Origin of the sequence: Curtobacterium sp. NPDC088465, assembly GCF_044753165.1 — a bacterium.
Lineage (GTDB): Bacteria > Actinomycetota > Actinomycetes > Actinomycetales > Microbacteriaceae > Curtobacterium.
The window spans coordinates 1,487,423-1,508,461 of the sequence record NZ_JBIVMR010000001.1; the positions used below are offsets into that span (position 1 = coordinate 1,487,423).

Here is a 21,039-nt window from a genome sequence, read left to right on the forward strand (position 1 = left end):
CTGCAACGCTTCGCACGTCGTCCTGGCACCCGGACGGGGTGCACCGCTACCCTGAGCGGCATGACGGACCTCCGCCTCGAAGCCCTCTCCGCGTCGACCGCCGCCGCGGCCAACTCGCTGACGCTCAAGCCCGGGCAGGAGCAGTTCGTCCAGCCGACGACGTACGGCGTCGCCGAGTCCGACGTGAAGCCGAGCTCGGCGTGGACCCGCGTGGTGCTCGACGGTGACCGCGTGGTCGGGATGATCATCGGCACCTTCGACGAGGACAACAACGAGGAAGAGCTCCGCAGCGCGATCTGGCGCGTCAACGTCGCCGCCGACGCACAGGGCCGCGGTGTCGGCCGCTTCGCGGTGCACGGTCTCGCGGACGAGGCCCGGAGCCGCGGGTTCGAGCGGCTCACGGTCGTGTACGAGCCGGGCGGCCACGGCGGCCCCGAGGCGTTCTTCCGCGCCCTCGGGTTCGAGGTCGTGCGTGAGACGCAGTACGGCGACCACTACGCCGTCCTCGCGCTCTAGCCGGGCGTGGACGGAGCCGAGTCCGGACCCGAGCCGGACTCCGGGGCCGAGCCGGACTTCGGCGCAGCGGTCGCCGAGGTGGTCCGGCTGATCCCTGCTGGGCACGTCATGACGTACGGCGACGTCGCCGCCGTCCTCGGGTCGCGGGCCGCTCGCGCCGTCGGCACGGTGATGGCCCGCGAGGGCGCCGACCTGCCGTGGTGGCGCGTGGTGCGCGCCGGCGGACTGCCGCCCGTCTGGCACGAGGCGCGGGCCCTCGAGCACTACCGTGCCGAGGGCACGCCGCTCGTGGAGCGGTCGTCAGCTGCGTCGGGCTCGTCGGCCTGGAGGATCGACGTGCGTCGGGCGCGCTGGTCACCCGCCACGGACGCCGACGACCCGTTCTGAGCGCTCAGTCGAAGCGCGAGCCCTTCGGGTTCGGCGGCAGCAGGAACATCACCAGCAGCACGAGCGAGCCGATGCCGACGACCACGTGCAGGAACTGCCAGAAGCCGGACAGGTTCGCGTCGTGCAGCCGACGGGCACCGAGGGCGAGCGACCCGATCAGTGTGGCCAGGCCCCAGAGCACGAACAGGTACGAGCCGACCGGGTTCTCGAGCACCGGGGTCCCGGGCGTGAACACCTGCGGGACGAGCTGGAGCACGAGCCCGATCACGAACGACGTCAGCCACCACCACCAGGCCTCGGAGCGGGAGGCCCGTCCGGTGAACACGGTGTACTTCCGCCAGAACCGTCGGACCGCCTCGGCGAAGGGTGCCCCGTAGAAGGGGTCGCGCAGGGCGACGCCGCCGGGCTGCACGCTGTCGTTGCTCATGGAGTCAGCAAACCACGTGCAGCCCGGTCCGTCAGACGAGCGAGTCCCGCCAGGCGGCGTGCAGCTGGGCGAACCGCCCGGTCCCCGCGATCAGGTCGTCCGGCGTGCCGTCCTCGACGATCCGCCCGTACTCCATCACGAGCACCCGGTGGGCGATCGCGACGGTCGACAGGCGGTGCGCGATGATCACGGCGGTGCGGTCCGCGAGCAGGGTCTCGAGGCCCTCCTGCACGAGCCGCTCGGACGGGATGTCCAGCGACGCCGTGGCCTCGTCGAGGATGAGCACCTTCGGGTCGGCGATGAACGCCCGGGCGAACGACAGGAGCTGCCGCTGCCCGGCCGACACCCGGCCACCGCGCTTGTTCACGTCGGTGTCGTACCCGTCGGGCAGGGCCTCGATGAACGCGTCCGCCCCGACCGCCTTCGCCGCGCGCACGATCTCGTCCCGCGTCGCCCCGGGCTTGCCGAGCGCGATGTTGTCCGCGACGGAGCCGGAGAACAGGTACGCCTCCTGCGTGACCATGACGATCGCGCGGCGCATGTCCTTCGGGTCGATGTCCCGCAGGTCCACGCCGTCGAGCCGCACGGAACCCTTCGACGGGTCGTAGAACCGCGCCATGAGCTTCGCGAGCGTCGACTTCCCGGCACCGGTCGACCCGACGAGCGCGATGGTCTGCCCCGCCGGGATGTGCAGGTCGAACTCGGGGAGCACGACCTTCTCGGCGTTGTACGCGAACTCGACGTCGTCGAAGTCCATCGCACCGGTGGCGTCCGGCAGCCGCACGGGCTTCGCGGGGTCGGGCACCGACGGGCGTTCCTCGAGGACGCCGGAGATCTTCTCCATCGCCGCCGAGGCCGACTGGTACCCGTTGTAGAACATCGCGAGTTCCTGGGCCGGGTCGAAGAACCGCTTGGCGTACAGCGCGACCGCGAGCAGCGCGCCGACCTCGAGCGAGCCCCCCACGATCCGGAAGCCGCCGACGATGACGACGGCCGCGAGCGTGGCGTTGCCGATGAGGACGAGCACGGGGTCGAACGTGCCGAACAGGTTGAAGACCTTCGTGTTCGCCACCCGGTAGTCCTCGACGTAGCCGCCGTACTCGTCGCGGTTGCGGGACTCCTTCCGGAACGCCTGCACCGCCCGGATGCCGGTCATGGTCTCGACGAAGTGCACGATGACGCGCGCCGAGGTCACACGGGTGGCCCGGAACAGGGTCTGCGAGTTCGTCTGGAACCAGCGGATCAGGACCCACAGCGGCACGAGCGACACCGCGAGCACGAGCCCGGAGGTCGGGTCGAGCAGCACGAGCGCGATGCCCGTGAACACCATGTAGAGCACGCCCTGGATGAGCTGGTTCAGGCCGGAGTCGAGCAGCTCGCGGATCGAGTCCAGGTCGCTCGTCTGGCGGGAGATGATCCGCCCGGACGTGTACGTCTCGTGGAACTCGAGCGACAGCCGCTGGGTGTGCAGGAACACGCGCTTCCGCAGGTCGAACAGGATCGCCTGGCTGATCCGCGCCGCGAGCACGGTGTACCAGGCGGTGAGGACCGCGCCGAGCACCGCGACGACGATGTACGTCGCCACGACGCCGAACGCCGGCACCCAGTCGTTCTGGTCCATCACCCGGGGCAGGGCGTTGTCGATGCCCCACGCGATGAGCGCGGGACCCGCGACGGTCCCCGCGGTGGAGACCACCACGACGACGCCGAGCAGCACGAGGCGTGCCTTCAGCGGAGCCGCGAGCGACCCGAGCAGGGCGAGGGAGCGACGCCGCAGGCGCTTGCTCTCCGCCTTGCTGAAGTCCTCGCGCTCCTCGCCGCGCACGCCGAGCGTGGTGACCGCGGCGGTGACGGGGCCGGCCGCCTTCGTGTCCGCGACGTCGTCGAGGACGGGATCGGGGCCTCCCGGCCCGGCTGCCGTGTCCACGGGCGGTACCTGGTCCTGCTGGCTCATGCCATCGCCTCCTCTCGGGCGGGTGCGTCGTCCTCGTCGAGCGAGGAGATGACGTAGCGGTAGTGCTCGTTGGTGGCCATCAGCTCCGAGTGGGTGCCGACGGCGGTGATGCGTCCGCCCTCCATGAGCGCCACCCGGTCGGCGAGCGTCACGGTCGAGGGGCGGTGGGCGACGATGAGCGACGTGGTGTCGGCCAGCACGCGGCGGAGCCCGGCCTCGACCCGCGCCTCGGTGTCGACGTCGAGCGCCGACAGCGGGTCGTCGAGCACCAGGACCGACGGCCGCGCGGCGATCGCGCGGGCGAGCGCCAGACGCTGCCGCTGGCCGCCGGAGAGCGACAGCCCCTCCTCGCCGACGCGGGTGTCGACACCCTCGGGCAGGTCGTCGACGAAGGACGCCTGCGCGATGTCGAGCGCCTCGCGCATGATGCGCTCGGCCTCGGCGCCCTCGAGGTCGGGCCGGCCGAGCAGCACGTTGTCGCGGACGCTCGTCGAGAACAGCGTGGCGTCCTCGAAGGCGACACCGACGTGCCGACGGAGGTCCGCGCGGGTGAGGTCGCGGACGTCGACGCCGTCGATCGTGATCGAGCCGCCGGTCACGTCGTACAGCCGCGGCACCAGGGACAGCAGCGTCGTCTTGCCGCTGCCGGTCAGGCCGACGAGCGCCATGGTCTCGCCCGGGTGCAGCTGCAGCTCGACGCCGTCCACCAGGTCCGGGTACTCGTCCGTCGCGTCCTGGTACCGGAAGTGCACGGCGTTGAACGACAGCGCACCGTGCGGCTCGTCGATGGTCCTCGGTGACGCCGGGTCCTGGATCGTGTTCTCGGAGTCCATGACCTCGAAGAACCGGTCGACCGCGGTCCGGGTGTCGAACGTCATCGACAGGAAGAACCCGATCGACTCGATCGGGAACCGCAGCACGGTCGCCGTCGCGAAGAACGCGAACAGCTGTCCGACCGTCAGCTCGCCCTGCGACGCCAGCCAGATGCCGGCGAGCAGGCACAGCGCGAACGCGACGTCCGGCACGAGCAGCAGCCACAGCCAGATGCTCGCGATGGCCTTCGCCTTCTCGATCTCGGTGCCGCGGAGCGCCTCGGCCTGCTCACTGAACTCGTCGAGCTTGAAGCGACCGCGGCCGAACGCCTTGAGCACGCGGATGCCGTGCACCGACTGCTCGACGCTCGTGGCGAGGTCGCCGACCTGGTCCTGGCTGCGCCGCGCGACGACGGAGTACTTCCGCTCGAACAGCAGGCCGTTGATCCACAGCGGGATCGACGCCACGAGGAAGATCAGTCCGAGCAGCCACCCGAAGGTGAACAGCACGACGAAGCCTACGGCGATCGTGACGATGTTCACCACGAGCAGCACGACGCCGAACGCCAGCCATCGGCGGATGAGCGACAGGTCGGACACCGAACGGGACAGCAGCTGCCCGGACTCCCAGCGGTCGTGGAAGGCCACCGGCAGGTCCTGGAGCTTGGCGTAGAGCGCGTTGCGCATGCTCGTCTCGATGCGCGTCGACGGGCGCATCACGAGCCGTCGGCGGGATGCGATGAAGAAGGCCTCGAGGGCGCCGAGTGCGAGCACGCCGAGTCCGGCGGGCCAGATGAGCGCGGCGTCGCGCGAGGACAGCGGCCCGTCGACGAGCCACTGGAGCACGTACGGGATCACCAGGGCGACGAGCGAGGCGCCCATCGCCGCGGCCATGCCGCCGAACAGTCGCCAGCGGTACGGCCTGACGTAGGGCCAGATGCGCCCGATGGCGCGCAGGGTCGAGGGGCGGTCGGTGGAGGGGGTCGCCTGGTCGGGCGTTGTGGACATGCGGTTGCGTCCTCGTGCGTCGTGCGGCGTCCGCCCGGTCGGGTCGTCCGGCCCGCCGACGGGTCGCGTCGGTGGGTGGCGGTCCGGCCGGGAGGCGCGGCGTGGCAGTGCGGTGGTCGTCGGCCGGGCGCGTGGTCGCGCGCCGTCGCCGCCACTCGCGTGACGTCGACCGGGCCGGAGGGCACCGGGGACACGGGTCCCCGGGTTCTCAGCAGGTGGTCCGCGCTCGCCGACGGTGTCGTCGGGCGCGAGGCCGTGGGAGGGGCCTGGCTAGACGGCGGCCGCGCCCGGGTACCGGAGCGGCGGTGCCGTCCGGGTCCGGGGTCGCGGGGCGGGAGTGGTCCCCACGAGGGACACGAGACCCGTCCGGGCAGCCGTCGCCACTGTTCCGGTCGTCGCGTCCATCGTCACTCCAGTCGTCGTCTTCGTCACCGTTGTGTCCGCGGGCACGGCCGATCCGGTTGCGATCGTCCGGTGCGGTGCGGAGCCTTACAGACTATTCACAGTCGCAGGTGTTGCGCAATGGTCTCGGCGTTGTTGGACGCCGTCGATCCGAGCGCGTGACGGTGTCCGGCGACCGGTGTTCGGTGTTCGGTGACTCAGTGGAAGAAGTGACGCTCGCCGGTGAAGTACATGGTCACGCCGGCCGCCTGCGCCGCCGCGATGACCTCGTCGTCACGGACGCTGCCGCCCGGCTGCGCGACGGCACGGACACCGGCGTCGAGCAGGACCTGCAGGCCGTCGGCGAACGGGAAGAACGCGTCCGACGCCGCGACGCTGCCACGGGCACGCTCCCCGGCGCGGTCCACCGCGAGGTGGCAGGAGTCCACCCGGTTGACCTGACCCATACCGACGCCGACGCTCGCGCCCTGGTCGGCGAGCAGGATGGCGTTCGACTTCACGGCGCGGCTGGCCTTCCACGCGAACGCCAGGTCGGCGAGGGTCGCGGCGTCGGCGGGCTCGCCGGACACCAGCGTCCAGGAGGACTGGTCGAACGCGGTGAAGCGGTCGGCGTCCTGCACGAGGAAGCCGCCGGAGACCTGCTTGACCTCACGGGTCGCGAGCGCGAAGTCCGCCGGCAGCGTGAGGAGCCGGATGTTCTTCTTCTGCGAGAGGATCTCGAGCGCCTCGGGGTCGAAGGCCGGGGCCACGACGACCTCGGTGAAGATGTCGCGCACGGTCTCGGCCATCTGCTTCGTGACCGGGCGGTTCGCGGCGATGACCCCGCCGAAGGCCGACAGCGGGTCGCAGGCGTGCGCGGCGGCGTGCGCCGAGGCGATCGGGTCGACCGCGTCGGCCGGGGCGGTGGCGATGCCGCACGGGTTGGCGTGCTTGATGATCGCGACGGCGGGGGTGTCGAAGTCGTACGCGGCCCGGACGGCGGCGTCGGCGTCGACGTAGTTGTTGTACGACATCTCCTTGCCGTGCAGCTGCGTCGCCTGGGCGATGCCCGCTCCGCCGGAGGTCGTGTAGAGCGCGGCGGCCTGGTGCGCGTTCTCGCCGTAGCGGAGCGTCGCGGTCAGTCCGGCCTCGAGCCGGAGCGTCTCGTCGAACGAGCCCGGCGTCTCGAGGTCGCCCGTCACCGTGGGCGCGGCGGCCTGGGCGGCGACGTGTGCCGCGTCCTGCCCGACGACGTCGGTCGCGAAGTACGAGGCGACGGCGGCGTCGTAGGACGCCGTGTGGGCGAAGGCCTGGGCGGCGAGGCGCTTCCGGAGTTCGAGCGTGGTGCCGCCGGCCCGGACAGCCTCGACGACCTCGGCGTAGGACGACGGCGACACGACGATCGCGACGTTCGGGTGGTTCTTCGCCGAGGCGCGGACCATCGCCGGTCCGCCGATGTCGACGTTCTCCACCACGGTCGCGGCCTCGGCACCCGAGGCGACGGTCTCGACGAACGGGTACAGGTTCACCACGACGAGCTCGAACGGCGCGATGCCGAGCTCGGCGAGCTGCTGCTCGTGCGACTCGAGGCGCAGGTCGGCGAGGAGCCCCGCGTGCACGGCAGGGTGCAGGGTCTTGACGCGGCCGTCGAGCGACTCCGGGAACCCGGTCACGCTCGACACGTCGGTGACGGCGTACCCGGCGTCGCGGATCGTCTGCGCCGTGCTGCCCGTCGAGACGAGCTCCACACCCGCGTCGGCCAGGGCGCCGGCGAGTTCGAGCAGGCCGGACTTGTCGCTCACCGAGATGAGCGCGCGCCGCACGGGGACGACGTCGCGGTGGCGGTAGAGGCTGGGGTCGGCGGCGTGCACGCTCATGCGCTCGGGGGGCCCTTCAGGTCGGTGGTGCCGTTGGCGATGTCGAGGATGGTCTGGATGAGCAGGCGGCGCTCGACCGGCTTGATGCGGTCGTGCAGCGTCGACTCGGAGTCGTCCGGCAGCACCGGGATCCGCTCCTGCGCCAGGATCGGGCCGGTGTCCACGCCGTCGTCGACCTGGATCACGCTGGCGCCGGTCTGCTCGACGCCGGCGGCCAGGGCGTCACGGACCCCGTGTGCGCCGGGGAACTCGGGCAGGTACGCGGGGTGGGTGTTGATGATCGCGGGGGCGAACTCGGACACGACGGCGTGCGGGAGCAGGCGCATCAGGCCGGAGAGCACGAGGAGGTCCGGCGACCACGGCCGGATCTGGGCGGCGAGCTCGGCGCCCCACTCGTCGCGCGAGGCGAAGCGGGAGAACGGCACCGAGAAGGTCGGGACCCCGAACTCCTCGCCCAGCGCCAGGCCCTCGGCATCGCGGTCCGCCCCGATCGCGACCACGCGGGCGGGGTACTCGGCGTCGGTCGTCGCCTCGAGCAGGGCTCGGAGGTTCGAGCCGGTACCGGAGATCAGGACGACCAGTTCGAGCACGGTGACCAGCCTAGCGGCGGACGACCGCCCCGCCGATCGCCAGCAGCGGGAGCGCCTGCGCTGTCGCGGACCCCGGGGCGCAGCCGTAGACGACCAGCTGCAGCCCCGGCGACCCCTGCACGGCGAAGGTGTGCGCGTCGAACTCCAGCCCACCGACCTCCCCGTGCACGAACCGCTTGGTCGTCACGGCCTTCCGCTGCACCCGCTGCGCACTCCAGCGTTCCTCGAACTCGTCGCTGCGTCCGCGCACCTCCGCCACGACCGCCAGGAGGCCGGGGTCGGCTCCGTGCTCGGCGGTCGCGGCGCGCAGACTGGCGACGGTCGAGTCCGCGGTCCTCGACCAGTCCACGTGGAAGTCGCGAGCAACCGGATCGGTGAAGGCCATCCGGACGAGGTTGTCGAACCGGGCGAACGGTGCGTGGACGCCGCGGGCGAGGGCATTCGCTGCGAGGACGTCGTGGGCCGGGTCGATCACGAACGCCGGGTGCGCGGACCACGAGTCGAGGAGCTGACCGAGAGCCGGTGAGACCGAGCCGGGTGCGCGGGACCGCCGCGGCGGCGGGACGAGCCCGGCGAGGGTGAAGAGGTGGTCGCGCTCGTCGCCCTCCAGCTCGAGCCCGTCGGCGATGCCGTCGAGCACCGCCGACCCGGGGCTGATCTCGCGTCCCTGTTCGAGGCGCGTGTAGTAGTCGACGCTGAGGCCACCCAGCACCGCCACCTCCTCTCGCCGGAGGCCGGCCACGCGGCGGAGCCCGCCGGAGGGCAGGCCGAGCGCCTCCGGGGAGAGACGACCGCGGATCGCCCGCAGGTACGCTCCCAGGGCAAGGTCGGCAGAGGACGACGGCACGCTGACAGGGTAGTTCCGACGGCGACCGCCTCCCTGGTCGTGGCACACCCCGGAACGACCCGGCACGGGAAGCCCTGCACACGAGACGGACGCTGGCTCCGTGAACGACGACACTCCCACCACCCCCCACCCCTACCTCGGCCTCTGGGTCACGGAAGACGGCCGCGTCCGTCACGAGCTCCGCACCGGAGGCCGGTACGTCGAGGCCCGCGGTGACCGCGAGGCCGCGTACACCGGCGGCTACGAGGTCGCCGGAGCCCACGTCGAGTACCGGGACGACACCGGCTTCACCGCGGACGGCGACTTCCGCGACGACGTCCTGCACCACGGCGGCATGGTGCTGCGACGCCGGAAGATCGTGCTCGTCACAGGTGCCTCCAGCGGTATCGGCAGGGCGACCGCGCTCCGGCTCGCCTCGGCCGGTCACCCCGTCGTCCTGGGGGCTCGCCGGGTCGACCGTCTCGAATCCCTCGTGACGGAGATCGAGGGCGCGGGCGGCCAGGCCCTGGCGGTACCGACGGACGTCACCGACCTCGCCTCCACACAAGCGTTCGCCGACGCGGCCACCGCACGGTTCGGGCGCATCGACGTGGTGGTCGCGAACGCCGGCGTGATGCCGCTCTCGCCCCCGTCCTCCGGGCTCGTCGAGCAGTGGGACCAGATGATCGACGTCAACCTGCGCGGGCTCCTGCACAGCATCGCGGCGACCCTCCCGACGATGCTCGCGCAGGGCGCCGGCCACTTCGTGACGATGGCGTCGATCGGTGCCCACAGCGTCACGCCGACGGCGGCCGTCTACTGCGGCACGAAGTACGCGGCACGGGCGATCACCGAGGGCCTCCGCCTGGAGTCGCCCCGAGGAATCCGGGTGACGACGATCTCACCGGGCGTGACCGAGTCGGAGCTGGCCTCTACGATCACCGACGCGACGGCCGCCGCCGCGATGGAGGCCTACCGCGCCGACTCCGTCTCCGCCGACGCCATCGCCCGCGCCGTGGAGTACGCCGTGGCCGAGCGCCCCGACGTGGACGTCAACGAGATCGTCGTGCGGCCCGCGGCGCAGCGCTGACCGGTCCGACGGCGCGCGGCCGAGGAGCCCTAGGCGTCGTGCTTCGGACGGCGCCACCAGGGCAGCTCGTCCTCGGCGATCTGGTCGGTCTGGTCCCAGCGGGTGCCACCGGACGCGGGCGCTGCCGGTGCGCTCGTCGCCGGGGTGGGCTCGTCGGCGTCGTCACGGCCGGCGACGAACTCCTCGGTGCTCCACGGGAAGGCGGGCTGCTGCTCGGTGCCGGGCGCGTGCGGGAGCGTCTCGTCAGCCGGTCGCGGTCCGTCGTCCCTCGTGCCGCCCGCGCCGGTCCCGCCGACGCGGTCGCGCAGGTCGCCGGCACGCGCGCGGACGTCGCCGGCACGCGCGCGGACGTCGTCGGCGGCGCCACGGAGCCGGTCCCGCAGTCCGCTGATGCCGCTGCGGGCGGGGGCGGCCGGTGCGGGAGCGACCCGCTCGGCGGCGACCGCGTCGGTCCGCGCCCAGTCCGGCAGCGGCACGTCGTCCGGTTCCGCGACGGGTGTGCGACGGGCGACGACGGGCTCGTGCTCGTGCTCGTGCTCGGGCTCGGGCTCGGGCTCGGGCTCGGGCTCGGGCTTCTGCGACGCGACGGGCTCGCGCCCGCCGTCGTGCGCTGCGTCGGTGTCGGTGTCGGTGTCGGCGATCGGCTCCGTCGGGTGGTCGTCCGATGCGGCCGCGGCAGCACCCGACGACGGCACGGCAGCACGGGTCGACGAGTCGTGGGCCTCCTCGACGGTGAACCGGTGGGACGCGGAGGCGCGCCCGGCACCGGCCTCGTCGAGTGCGGCGACGAGCGAGCCGGCGCGGGCGTCGTCGGCAGCGTCCTCGTCGGCCTCGATCCAGCGCTCGCGGCCTCGGGAGCGCTCGGGCAGCCGCCCGAGGTCGCTCCCCACGGCGAGCGCCACCGCGGCCGGCACGCCGACCTCGAGGGCCGCGAACACGCCGACGAGCAGGCCGTCCGGCCCGGCCTGGGTGAGTCGGCCCGGGCCGAGGGACCCCGACGTGAGCGCCGTGGCCACCCCGGTCAGCACGCCCGCCACGACACCGGTGGCCGCTCCGGCGAGCGCTCGGCGGAGCGGGCTGTCCGACGAGCCGAGCGCGCGCACGAGCCCGGGGCGCATCAGTCCGGCCACGACGAACCCGGCGACGACGGGCACGAGCACCCCGAGCAGGCCGAAGGTGTGGCCGGAGGCGGGCAGGGCGCCGAAGACCGGGATCCCGGGGATGGGGCCGAGGACCGTGCCGATCGGCGAGACGTTCGACCCGGTGCCGATGGCGAACCCGGGACCGACGAGCCACGCGACGGCCCACCCGACCAGGTCGGGCAGGAACGCGAGCTGGCCGACGGTGAGCGCGATGCCGCCGATGACCCCGGCATGCGAACGCTCGTACAGGGCGATGACCTCGGCGAACGAGGTGACGAGCAGGAGGGCGACGACCACCCCGGCGGCCGCGACCACGACGGCGGTCACCGCGGTGCCAGCTCGGAGGGCGAAGCCGGCGGTGGTGCGCCACAGCACGGGCACCCGGCCGACCTGGTCGAGCAACCGGGCGGTCAGCGGGTCCGCCGGCAGCCCGCGGCGGATGCGGCACACCTCGGCGGTCACGAGTGCGGGGACGGCGAACCAGAGCGCCGGGAACACGATCGCCTGCCAGACGACCGGGTCGGTCGCGGCGGAGGTGGACGAGAACGCGATGGCCAGTCCGAGCAGGGCCACGCCCGCGGTCCCGACGAGCAGGCCCGTCGTGCGGTGCTCCGTCTCGGCGAACCGTCGACCGGCCCGCCCCCCGAGCCAGGCCGTGACGACCGCGAAGCCGAGGGCCGCGAGCGTCACGTGGATGGGGTCGCCCGCACCCTCGATGCCGGACGCGCCGGCCGTGGCCGTCCCGAGGTGGAACGTGACGTCCACGCCGTGACCGACGAGCCAGACGCTGCCCGCGGCCTTCCAGAAGACGTCCCAGTCGACCTGCAGCCCGTACTCGAAGCCCCAGAGCAGCGTCAGCGGCACGAGGGCGATCCCGACGCCGACGCCGACCGTCACGATCGCCTCGACGGCGGCCAGCAGTGCGGTTCCCAGGCGGTTCATCGTGGTCAGGGTACGTGCCGTCCCGCGGTCACCGAGCGAGCCGCGCGGCACCTGTGGAGACTGGCCGACCGTCCACAGCATGACGGGAGGCACGGTGCCCACCGGCACCGTGCCTCCCGTCCGTCGGGTAGTTCGGACCGCTACGCCGTCGCGGCGGCGACCACCTCGCGCAGCAGCGCGGCCGTCTCGGACGGCGTCTTGCCGACCTTGACGCCGGCGGCCTCGAGCGCCTGCTTCTTCGCCTCGGCGGTCCCGGCGGAACCGGAGACGATCGCGCCGGCGTGGCCCATGGTCTTGCCCTCGGGCGCGGTGAAGCCCGCGACGTAGCCGACGACCGGCTTCGTGACGTGCGCCTTGATGTAGTCGGCCGCGCGCTCCTCGGCGTCGCCGCCGATCTCGCCGATCATGACGATCGCCGTCGTCTCCGGGTCGGCCTCGAACGCGGCGAGCGCGTCGATGTGCGTCGTGCCGATGACCGGGTCGCCGCCGATGCCGATGGCGGTCGAGAAGCCCAGGTCACGCAGCTCGTACATCATCTGGTAGGTCAGGGTGCCGGACTTCGACACGAGACCGATCGGGCCCTTGCCGGTGATCGTCGCCGGGGTGATGCCGACGAGCGACTCCCCCGGGGTGATGATGCCGGGGCAGTTCGGGCCGATGATCCGGGTCTTCCCGCCCAGCGCCTTCGCGTGCGCCCAGAACTCCGCGGAGTCCTGCACGGGGATGCCCTCGGTGATGACGACGACGAGCGGGACCTCGGCGTCGATGGCCTCCATGACCGCGTCCTTCGCGAACGCCGGCGGGACGAAGACGATCGAGACGTCGGCACCGGTGGTGTCGACGGCTTCACGCACCGAGCCGAACACGGGGAGCTCGACGTCGCCGTGCGAGACGGTGGTGCCGGCCTTGCGGGCGTTCACGCCGCCGACGACCTGCGTGCCGGCCTTGAGCATGAGCGCGGTGTGCTTCGTGCCCTCGCCGCCGGTGATGCCCTGGACGATGACCTTCGAGTCCTTGTTGAGGAAGATCGACATTGCTCTGGTGCTCCTTACGCCGCGGCCGCGGCGAGCTCGGCGGCCTGCTCGGCCGCATCGTCCATGGTCTCGGCGACGGTGACGAGCGGGTGCGCCGCCTCCGCCAGGATCCGGCGACCCTCGTCCACGTTGTTGCCGTCCAGGCGCACGACGAGCGGCTTGGTCGCCGAGTCGCCGAGGATGCCGAGTGCGGCGACGATGCCGTTCGCCACGGCGTCGCAGGCGGTGATGCCACCGAAGACGTTCACGAACACGCTCTTCACCTGCGGGTCGCCGAGGATGACGTCGAGGCCGTTCGCCATGACCTCGGCCGAGGCGCCACCGCCGATGTCGAGGAAGTTCGCGGGCTTCACGCCGCCGTGGCGCTCACCGGCGTACGCGACGACGTCGAGCGTCGACATGACGAGCCCTGCGCCGTTGCCGATGACGCCGACCTCGCCGTCGAGCTTCACGTAGTTCAGGCCGTGCTGCTTCGCCTTGGCCTCGAGCGGGTCCTCGCTCGCGGTGTCCTCGAGCTGCGCGTGGCCCTCGTGGCGGAAGTCGGCGTTGTCGTCGAGCGACACCTTGCCGTCGAGGGCGAGGATCTGCCCGTCGCCGGTGCGGACCAGCGGGTTCACCTCGACGAGGGTGGCGTCCTCGCCGGCGAACACGTCGTAGAGCTTCACGAAGACGTCCGCGACCTGGTCCTGGAGCTCGGACGGGAAGTTCGCCTGGCGCGCGATGTCGAGCGCGGCTTCCTTGTTGATGCCCGTGAGCGGGTTCACCTCGACGCGCGCGAGCGCCTCGGGCTTCTCGACCGCGAGCTGCTCGATCTCCATGCCGCCCTCGACGCTGACGAGCGACAGGTACGAGCGGTTCGCCCGGTCGAGCAGCACCGAGAAGTAGAACTCCTCGGCGATGTCCGCACCCTGGGCGACCATCACGCGCTGCACGGTGTGGCCCTTGATGTCGAGGCCGAGGATCGCCTCGGCGTGCTCGTACGCCTCGTCCGGGGTCTTCGCGACCTTGACGCCGCCGGCCTTGCCGCGACCGCCGACCTTCACCTGCGCCTTGACGACGACCACGCCGCCGATCCGCTCGGCGGCCGCCCTCGCCTCTTCCGGGGTGTCGGCGGTGATGCCCTGCAGCACAGGGACGCCGTAGGACTCGAAGAGGTCCCTGGCCTGGTACTCGAAAAGATCCACGCTGTTCTTCTTCCCGCACGGTTCGTGCGATCGGCATCGGTCATCGGGTCGCGCACTCAACGTCGAGGGTCGCTCGATGTCGAGACAACGGCCGCGACCACCCTAGCGCCGCCACATGGACGGAGAACACGTCCGTCCGGACACCGGTCGCGCCCGCTCGGCCGCGGGATGCGTCGGCACCGCGGAACGCCGGCCGGGAGGCACGCCCCACCCCCGTCACCTCCCTCGCGCCCCCCGGTGGCCGGGGGACGCAGTCGCCGGATGGTCGGCCAGGCGGTACGGGGCACGGTCGACGGGTGCAGAAGGAACTCCGTACCCGCGCCGCCGACGTCTTCGGCTGGGACCTCCACCCCGAGCAGGAACAGGTCGTCGACGCCGTCCTCGACGGTCGCGACGCCCTGGCGCTCATGCCCACCGGCTCGGGGAAGTCCGCGATCTACCAGGTCGCCGCGCTCGCCCTGGACGGCCCGGTCGTCGTCGTCTCGCCCCTCGTGGCCCTGCAGGAGGACCAGGTCGTCGGCATCGAGGACCACCCGGACGCGCCCCGAGCCGTCACGATCAACGCCACCAGGGGCAGCCGGCAGCTCGAGGACGCGTGGGACGCCGTGGCGTCCGGCGAGGCCCGGTACGTGTTCCTGGCCCCCGAGCAACTGGCGAAGGACGAGGTCGTCGAGCGGCTGCGGGACGCCGGCGTCGCGCTCGTCACCGTCGACGAGGCGCACTGCGTGTCGAGCTGGGGGCACGACTTCCGCCCGGACTACCTGGTGCTCGGCGAGGTCGTGGAGCGCCTCGGGCGCCCGCCGGTGCTCGCGATGACCGCGACCGGGTCGACGCCCGTCCGCGCCGAGATCGTCGAGCGGCTCGGCATGCGGGACCCGCTGGTCGTCGCCACCGGCTTCGACCGGCCGAACCTGCGCTTCGAGGTCGCCCGGCACGCCGACGACGAGTCGAAGCGCGAGGCCGTCGTGGAGCAGGTCGTCGGACTCGAGGGGGTCGGCATCGTCTACGTCGCCACCCGCGCCGAGACCCTGGTGTACGCGGACGAACTCGTGGAGAGTGGTCGCCGGGCGAAGGCGTACCACGCGGGCCTCCGCGTGCGGGACCGCGAGCGGGTCCACCACGAGTTCCTCGACGGCGAGCTCGACGTCGTCGTCGCCACCAGCGCGTTCGGCATGGGGATCGACAAGCCGGACGTGCGCTTCGTCGTGCACGCCGACGTCCCCGAGTCGGTCGACGCCTACTACCAGGAGGTGGGCCGTGCCGGCCGCGACGGCGACGTCGGCCTCGCCACGATGCACTACCGCGCCGAGGACCTCGGCCTCCGACGCTTCTTCGCGTCCGGCTCGCCGCGCCCGGCCACCCTCCGTGCCGTGTTCGACGCCGTCCCCGCCGAGGGATCGGTGGCCCGGTCCGAGCTCGCCGAACGCTCCGGGCTCGCCGCTCGCACCGCGGGCCGTGCGGCCAACGCCCTCGTCGACGCGGGCGCGCTCGACGACGGTGAGGACGGTCTCACCCGTCGACCGGACGGCCCCCGCGACGCCGAGGCGGCAGCGGGGCTCGCGAAGGCGCAGGCGAAGGAGCGCGAGGAGATCGAGGAGTCGCGCATCGCGATGATGCGCCGGTTCGCCGAGACCTCGGGCTGCCGCCGGCAGTTCCTGCTCGGGTACTTCGGTGACGAGCTCGCCGAGCCGTGCGGCAACTGCGACACGTGCACGGCCGGGACCGCCCAGGACGCGGACGCCCACGGTGCCGACGGTGCGAACGACGACGCCTGGCCCCCGGAGTCGCCCGTCGAGCACGCGCAGTGGGGTCGAGGGACGGTGATGAGCACGGAGGACGACCGGTTGACGGTGTTCTTCGAGTCCGCCGGCTACAAGACCCTCGGGCTGGCCGACGTCGAGGAACGGCACCTGCTCGAGCGCGTCTGACGCGCCGGTGTCGGGGACTCGGGGTGGGGAAGGCGCGGTCGCTCGACCACCCGTCGGCGACCGCGCTCCACTCCCCCGAGCACGGCGAGTGTGACCCGCGATCGTGGACCGCAGGTGACGCCGAGGTGAACGGGACGCGAAACCGGACGAGGGGTGCGCAGACCGGACGACCACAGACCGGACGACCGGTCAGGCGGACGGCGTACACAGGAAGGCCCGACGGCCCCGGCGACCCGCTCCGGAGCCCGACCCTCCCACGGAAGGACTGCACCATGAGCGACCCCGGCATCAGCCCCGTCGACGACTTCGACGCCCAGGAGCGCCGCACCGACGACCTGGACCGCGAGCACGTGGGTCCGTACGAGGTCGACGAGTCCGAGGAGTCCCTCGAGACCGTCACGAACGACGCCGTCGCCGGCGAGACCGTCGAGCCCCAGCCGGGCGACGGAACCGACGACGGCCCCACCGGTGGCGCTCCGCGCGAGGGCTCGCCCGACCTGTGGGAGCACGACGACGACACCGAGCGTCCGGACCTCGGCGGCGACCTCGGCACGAAGCCGCTCTGAGCACCACACCCGCACGACCCCCACGGAGCACGGCCCAGTACGATCGGGCCGTGCTCCGTGGCGTCCGCGACCGTGTCCGTGCGACGCCCGCGCTGGCCCGGCTCCTCTCGCTGGCGTCCCTGCTGCTCGTCGCCGCGGCGGCGCACTCGGGTGCCCGGAGCGGCGGGGTCGCCTGGCTTCCGCTGCTCGTCGCGGGTGTCGTGCTCGCCCTGGTCACCGGCGCGACGGCGCACCGGTGGCCCCTGCCGGCCATCTGGCTGGTCGCGACACTGCTGGCGGCTGCGGGCGGCACGCTCGTGAGCGTCGCGTGGCTGGTCGGCGCACTGATCGGCGGCGCAGTGGCCCTGGCCGCAGCCCTGTTCCTCGACACCGCAGCGCTGCGGCGGGCACGGCGATCCGGGACACGCCCGTGACGCGACGGCCGGGAGGCTCGTCCCACCCCCGCCCCGCCGGCCACGGCGACCGGTCGGCGGACGGACGCGGTGCGACGGGCGGACCACTGGCCTCCCGTCCGGCACACGGACACGTCGCCGACCGCGACCTGCGTCGGTGGCTGGCGGACAGCACACCCGTCGCGGCCGGTGGCCGCGCCATCCTGCTGCAGATCGCGGACCCGGTCGTCGCAGCCGGGGTCCGACGGCACTCCGACTTCGCCCGCCGACCGCAGCAGCGGCTGGCCCACACCCTGATGTTCGTCTACGCCGTCGTGATCGGGACCGAGACCGACGCTGCCGTGGCGACCGCGTTCGTCGACCGGGCGCACCGACCGGTCGAGGGCGCCGACGACGTCGACCGGCAGCGGTGGGTGGCGGCGACCCTGTTCGACTCCGCACGACGGGCACACGAGCTGTTCGGCGACGCCCTGTCGCCCGACGACGCCGAGCGTGTCCTGGTGGCCTACGCCCCGATCGCGACGTCCCTGCGCGTGCCCGCCGACTGCTGGTTCGACTCGGTGGCCGCGTTCGACGCGTACTGGGGTGCGACCATGCCCACCCTGCACGTCACCGACGATGCGCGCGGGATCGTGCGCGACCTCCTGCACCCCCGCTTCGCACCGCTGTGGGTCCGCTCCGCGATGCCGCTCGTCCGGATCGTCACCGTCGGCATGCTGCCGGACGCCCTGCGGACCGCGTACGGCTTCGCCTGGGGGCCGCGCGAGCAGCGGCGCTTCCGGCGCACCGTCGCGCTCGTCCGGCGCGTGCGGAGCCTCGTGCCGGGGTGGGCGCTCCGACTCCCGGGGCCGCTGCTGCTGCGGGCCATGCACCGGATCGCCGCGCGGTACGCCCACTGATCCCGACAAGTTCTTGTCATGGCGACAAGAACAGTGGTACGGTCGGACCATGGCAGTCGAACTCAGCACCTGGGACGCCCAGGGCACACCGACGACACCGACGTTCTCCACGATGCGGTTCCCCGCGGGCGAGGCACACGTCAAGGTCCGGGACGACGCCGACGCGGGGGCGACCACCGAGATCGCGACCCTGCGCGGCACCGGCGGCGACGACCTGGTGATGCTCGGCATGTGGGCGGACGCGGTCCGACAGCGCGGGGCACGCTCGGTGGCGCTCGTCCCGTACCTGCCCGGAGCGCGGCAGGACCGCGGACTCCCCTTCGGCGCGAAGGTCTACGCGGACGTCCTGAACGGCTTCGCCATCGACCAGGTGATCGCCTTCGACCCCCACTCGCCCGTGATCGTCGGGCTGGTCGAGCGCCTCACCGTGGTGCCGAGCGAGCGGGTCGTGCACGACGCGGTCCTCGCCGGGTCCGACTACAGCGGCATCATCGCCCCGGACAAGGGCGCGGTCGCCCGGGCGGCGCTCGTCGCCGAGGCAGCCGGTCTCCCCCTGTTCCGCGCCGAGAAGCACCGCAACCCGGACACCGGCAAGCTCGACGGGTTCTCGTGCGAGCCGCTCCCCGAGACCGGTCGGCTGCTCGTCGTCGACGACATCTGCGACGGCGGCGGCACCTTCGCGGGCCTCGCCGGCTCGACCGGCCTGCCTGCGGAGCGCCTGGGCCTCTGGGTCTCGCACGGCGTCTTCTCCGGACGGGCCCCGCAGCTCGCCGAGCACTTCGGTGAGATCGTCACCACCGACAGCTACCCCGCACAGCAGGACGTCCCGGGCCTCCGCACCGTCCCGCTCAGCCCGTACCTCACGGAGGAGATCCGATGACGACCACGACGGGCCTCGAGCCCCGCACCACCACCGCGAGTCCGATCGCCCCGCTGCTGGCGGTCGACGGGTACAAGCACTCGCACCGGCAGGTCTACCCCGAGGGCACGACCCGGATCCTGATCAACTGGACGAACCGCTCGAACGCGCACATGCCCGAGTCGACCCACGCGGTGGTCTTCGGGCTGCAGGCGTTCGTGCAGCGGTACCTGGTCGAGGCGTGGGCGCCGTTCTTCGCCGCCGACGAGGACGAGGTCGCGCGGTTGTTCGAGCAGGCACTGCAGGGCTACTTCGGCCCGAACCACATCGGTGTCGACCACGTCCGCGCCCTGCACCGCCTCGGGTACCTCCCGCTCGACATCCGGGCGCTCCCCGAGGGCACCCTCGCCCCGATCGGCGTCGCGACGCTGACGGTCGAGAACACCCTCGACGACTTCTTCTGGCTGCCGAACTACATCGAGACCGCCCTGTCGGCGTCGATCTGGCACCCCTCGACCGTCGCGACGAAGGCGCTCGAGTACCGCGACCTCATGGAGGAGTGGGCCGAGCGCACCGGCGCCGACCCGGCGAGCATCGACTTCGCCGCCCACGACTTCTCGTTCCGCGGGCAGACGAGCATCGAGTCCGCCGCCGCGGGCGGTGCCGGACACCTGCTGTCGTTCCTCGGCACCGACTCGATGCCGTCGCTCGACTTCATCGACCGCTACTACCCGGGCGACAACGGCTGGGTGGCGGCCAGCGTCCCCGCCACCGAGCACAGCGTGATGTGCGTCCGCGGCGCCGACGGCGAGCTCGAGACGTTCGCGCAGATCCTCGACGTGTACCCGACCGGCATCGTCTCGGCGGTGAGCGACGGCTTCGACCTGTTCAAGGTGATCACCGAGACGCTCCCGCAGCTCGAGGACCGCATCACGGCCCGCGACGGCAAGCTCGTCATCCGCCCGGACTCCGGCGACCCGGTCGACATCGTCACCGGCACCGTGCACGGCGTCGACCAGGCAGCGCTGACCGACCCGTCGCGCAGCCACGAGGAGAAGGGCGTCGTCGAGCTCCTCGACGAGCTGTTCGGGCACACCGTGAACGAGCGGGGCTTCAAGGTGCTCGACCAGCACATCGGCGTCATCTACGGCGACAGCATCACGCTCGACCGTGCCCGTCGCATCTACGAGCGGCTCGCCGCGAAGGGCTACGCGAGCGACAACGTCGTGCTCGGCATCGGGTCGTACACGTACCAGTACATGACGCGCGACAACCTCGGCAGCGCCGTGAAGGCCACGTGGGCCCTCGTCGACGGGCAGCCGGTCGACATCCAGAAGGACCCGAAGACCGGCAGCGGCAAGAAGAGCGCGAAGGGCCGCATCGCCCTGCACCGCGACGACACCGGCGAGATCCGCCAGACCGACGAGGCCACCGCCGAGGACGAGGCGACCAGCCTGCTCCAGCCCGTCTGGGTCGACGGCCGCTTCCGGGTGCACCAGTCGTTCGCCGACGTGCGCGAGACGCTCCGCACCGAACGCGCCGCCCGCGCGGCCCGCCGGGCGTCGGTGTGACCGACGCCCACACGGCGACCCGCGACCAGCCGCTCATCGCGATCGACGTCGTCCCGGTGTCGTTCACGGTGACGGAGGGTCTGCGGGTCGCCACCGCGCGCCGGGCGTACGACCCGTACGCCGGTCGGGAGGCACTGCCCGGCGTGCTCCTGGACGCTGCGGAACGCCTCGCCGACGGTGCACGGCGCGCCCTGCGCACCAAGGCCGCCATCGGCACCGGGGCGGTGCGGCACCTCGCACAGGTCGGTGCGTTCGACGGCCCGTCCCGCGACCCGCGGGAGACCGCGATCAGCATCGCGTTCGCGGCGGTCGTGGCACCGGCGGTGGACGGCGGGCCCGTGGTGTGGAGGTCGACCGACGGGGGCGACCCGGGCCTCCCGTTCGACCACGACACGATCGTGCGGGCCGCCCTCGACCAGGTGCGCACCCGGCTCTGGCGGGACGTCCCGATGACACGCGCCCTGCTCGGTGACGTCTTCCCGACGAGTGCGGCGGCAGTACTCCACGCGGCGCTCCACGGGACCGCCCCGGATGCCGGCAACCTCAACCGTGCACTCCGGACGAACCCCGCGCTCGTCCGAGCCGATGCCTCCCCGACGTCCACCGGCCGGGGCGGTCGTCCCCCGGCGACCTGGACGTGGACCGACTGAGCAC

General features: G+C 72.7%; 19 protein-coding genes. 10 read left to right on the forward strand and 9 right to left on the reverse strand.

Annotated features, from left to right (window positions below; genetic code table 11):
• Positions 1 to 60 precede the first annotated feature (60 nt).
• Both ACIP6W_RS07070 and ACIP6W_RS07075 read left to right on the forward strand, forming a co-directional pair.
• Positions 61 to 516 (forward strand): GNAT family N-acetyltransferase, encoded by a 456-nt coding sequence (locus ACIP6W_RS07070; protein ID WP_066656837.1) that lies wholly within the window; start codon positions 61 to 63, stop codon positions 514 to 516.
• A gap of 6 nt (positions 517 to 522) precedes the next feature.
• Positions 523 to 903, forward strand: coding sequence for an MGMT family protein (locus ACIP6W_RS07075; protein ID WP_400428824.1), 381 nt, complete (start codon positions 523 to 525; stop codon positions 901 to 903).
• A gap of 4 nt (positions 904 to 907) precedes the next feature.
• On the opposite strand, the gene ACIP6W_RS07080 is transcribed toward ACIP6W_RS07075, so the two are convergent.
• The 6 genes from ACIP6W_RS07080 to ACIP6W_RS07105 form a co-directional block, all read right to left on the reverse strand.
• Positions 908 to 1,330: a DUF805 domain-containing protein gene (locus ACIP6W_RS07080; protein WP_066656841.1), complete on the reverse strand. Its 423-nt coding sequence runs from the start codon at positions 1,328 to 1,330 to the stop codon at positions 908 to 910.
• Positions 1,331 to 1,361: 31 nt separating this feature from the next.
• Positions 1,362 to 3,284 carry an ABC transporter ATP-binding protein gene (locus ACIP6W_RS07085; protein WP_400428826.1) on the reverse strand — a complete coding sequence of 641 codons (1,923 nt, stop codon included), beginning with the start codon at positions 3,282 to 3,284 and terminating at the stop codon, positions 1,362 to 1,364.
• Positions 3,281 to 5,104: an ABC transporter ATP-binding protein gene (locus ACIP6W_RS07090; RefSeq protein WP_066656843.1), complete on the reverse strand. Its 1,824-nt coding sequence runs from the start codon at positions 5,102 to 5,104 to the stop codon at positions 3,281 to 3,283. The genes ACIP6W_RS07085 and ACIP6W_RS07090 overlap by 4 nt, the downstream gene beginning before the upstream one ends.
• 599 nt (positions 5,105 to 5,703) lie before the next feature.
• Positions 5,704 to 7,362, reverse strand: a complete 1,659-nt coding sequence (gene purH / locus ACIP6W_RS07095; RefSeq protein ID WP_400428828.1) for a bifunctional phosphoribosylaminoimidazolecarboxamide formyltransferase/IMP cyclohydrolase — start codon at positions 7,360 to 7,362, stop codon at positions 5,704 to 5,706.
• Positions 7,359 to 7,952: a phosphoribosylglycinamide formyltransferase gene (gene purN / locus ACIP6W_RS07100; RefSeq protein ID WP_209685336.1), complete on the reverse strand. Its 594-nt coding sequence runs from the start codon at positions 7,950 to 7,952 to the stop codon at positions 7,359 to 7,361. Before purN ends, purH begins: the two co-directional genes overlap by 4 nt.
• A gap of 10 nt (positions 7,953 to 7,962) precedes the next feature.
• A complete protein-coding gene (locus ACIP6W_RS07105) occupies positions 7,963 to 8,799 on the reverse strand; it encodes a helix-turn-helix transcriptional regulator (RefSeq protein ID WP_400428830.1) in 837 nt (278 codons plus the stop codon).
• Between the two features lie 100 nt (positions 8,800 to 8,899).
• Here ACIP6W_RS07105 and ACIP6W_RS07110 point away from each other — a divergent pair, with 100 nt between their 5' ends.
• Complete coding sequence (locus ACIP6W_RS07110) at positions 8,900 to 9,868, forward strand: SDR family NAD(P)-dependent oxidoreductase (protein WP_400428832.1); 969 nt, start codon at positions 8,900 to 8,902, stop codon at positions 9,866 to 9,868.
• Positions 9,869 to 9,897: 29 nt separating this feature from the next.
• Here ACIP6W_RS07110 and ACIP6W_RS07115 read toward each other — a convergent pair whose 3' ends face one another.
• The 3 genes from ACIP6W_RS07115 to sucC form a co-directional block, all read right to left on the reverse strand.
• Positions 9,898 to 11,952 (reverse strand): DUF6350 family protein, encoded by a 2,055-nt coding sequence (locus ACIP6W_RS07115; protein ID WP_400428834.1) that lies wholly within the window; start codon positions 11,950 to 11,952, stop codon positions 9,898 to 9,900.
• Positions 11,953 to 12,092: 140 nt separating this feature from the next.
• Positions 12,093 to 12,986 (reverse strand): succinate--CoA ligase subunit alpha, encoded by an 894-nt coding sequence (gene sucD, locus ACIP6W_RS07120; protein ID WP_271826383.1) that lies wholly within the window; start codon positions 12,984 to 12,986, stop codon positions 12,093 to 12,095.
• Between the two features lie 14 nt (positions 12,987 to 13,000).
• Complete coding sequence (gene sucC, locus ACIP6W_RS07125; RefSeq protein WP_066656857.1) at positions 13,001 to 14,170, reverse strand: ADP-forming succinate--CoA ligase subunit beta; 1,170 nt, start codon at positions 14,168 to 14,170, stop codon at positions 13,001 to 13,003.
• Positions 14,171 to 14,466: 296 nt separating this feature from the next.
• On the opposite strand from sucC, the gene ACIP6W_RS07130 reads away from it, so the two are divergent.
• From ACIP6W_RS07130 to ACIP6W_RS07160, 7 genes are all read left to right on the forward strand, one after another.
• Entirely contained in the window at positions 14,467 to 16,098 is a 1,632-nt protein-coding gene (locus tag ACIP6W_RS07130) for an ATP-dependent DNA helicase RecQ (protein ID WP_066656860.1), read from the forward strand.
• Positions 16,099 to 16,370: 272 nt separating this feature from the next.
• The gene (locus tag ACIP6W_RS07135) at positions 16,371 to 16,664 is read left to right on the forward strand and encodes a hypothetical protein (protein ID WP_066656863.1); all 294 of its coding nucleotides are present in this window, start codon (positions 16,371 to 16,373) and stop codon (positions 16,662 to 16,664) included.
• A gap of 50 nt (positions 16,665 to 16,714) precedes the next feature.
• The gene (locus ACIP6W_RS07140) at positions 16,715 to 17,077 is read left to right on the forward strand and encodes a hypothetical protein (protein ID WP_066656866.1); all 363 of its coding nucleotides are present in this window, start codon (positions 16,715 to 16,717) and stop codon (positions 17,075 to 17,077) included.
• The gene (locus tag ACIP6W_RS07145; RefSeq protein WP_066656870.1) at positions 17,074 to 17,955 is read left to right on the forward strand and encodes an oxygenase MpaB family protein; all 882 of its coding nucleotides are present in this window, start codon (positions 17,074 to 17,076) and stop codon (positions 17,953 to 17,955) included. The genes ACIP6W_RS07140 and ACIP6W_RS07145 overlap by 4 nt, the downstream gene beginning before the upstream one ends.
• A gap of 49 nt (positions 17,956 to 18,004) precedes the next feature.
• Positions 18,005 to 18,835 carry a ribose-phosphate pyrophosphokinase gene (locus ACIP6W_RS07150; protein WP_400428837.1) on the forward strand — a complete coding sequence of 277 codons (831 nt, stop codon included), beginning with the start codon at positions 18,005 to 18,007 and terminating at the stop codon, positions 18,833 to 18,835.
• Positions 18,832 to 20,385 (forward strand): nicotinate phosphoribosyltransferase, encoded by a 1,554-nt coding sequence (locus tag ACIP6W_RS07155; RefSeq protein ID WP_251160925.1) that lies wholly within the window; start codon positions 18,832 to 18,834, stop codon positions 20,383 to 20,385. Before ACIP6W_RS07150 ends, ACIP6W_RS07155 begins: the two co-directional genes overlap by 4 nt.
• Positions 20,382 to 21,035 carry a hypothetical protein gene (locus ACIP6W_RS07160; protein WP_400340653.1) on the forward strand — a complete coding sequence of 218 codons (654 nt, stop codon included), beginning with the start codon at positions 20,382 to 20,384 and terminating at the stop codon, positions 21,033 to 21,035. Before ACIP6W_RS07155 ends, ACIP6W_RS07160 begins: the two co-directional genes overlap by 4 nt.
• The last annotated feature ends 4 nt before the right edge of the window (positions 21,036 to 21,039 follow it).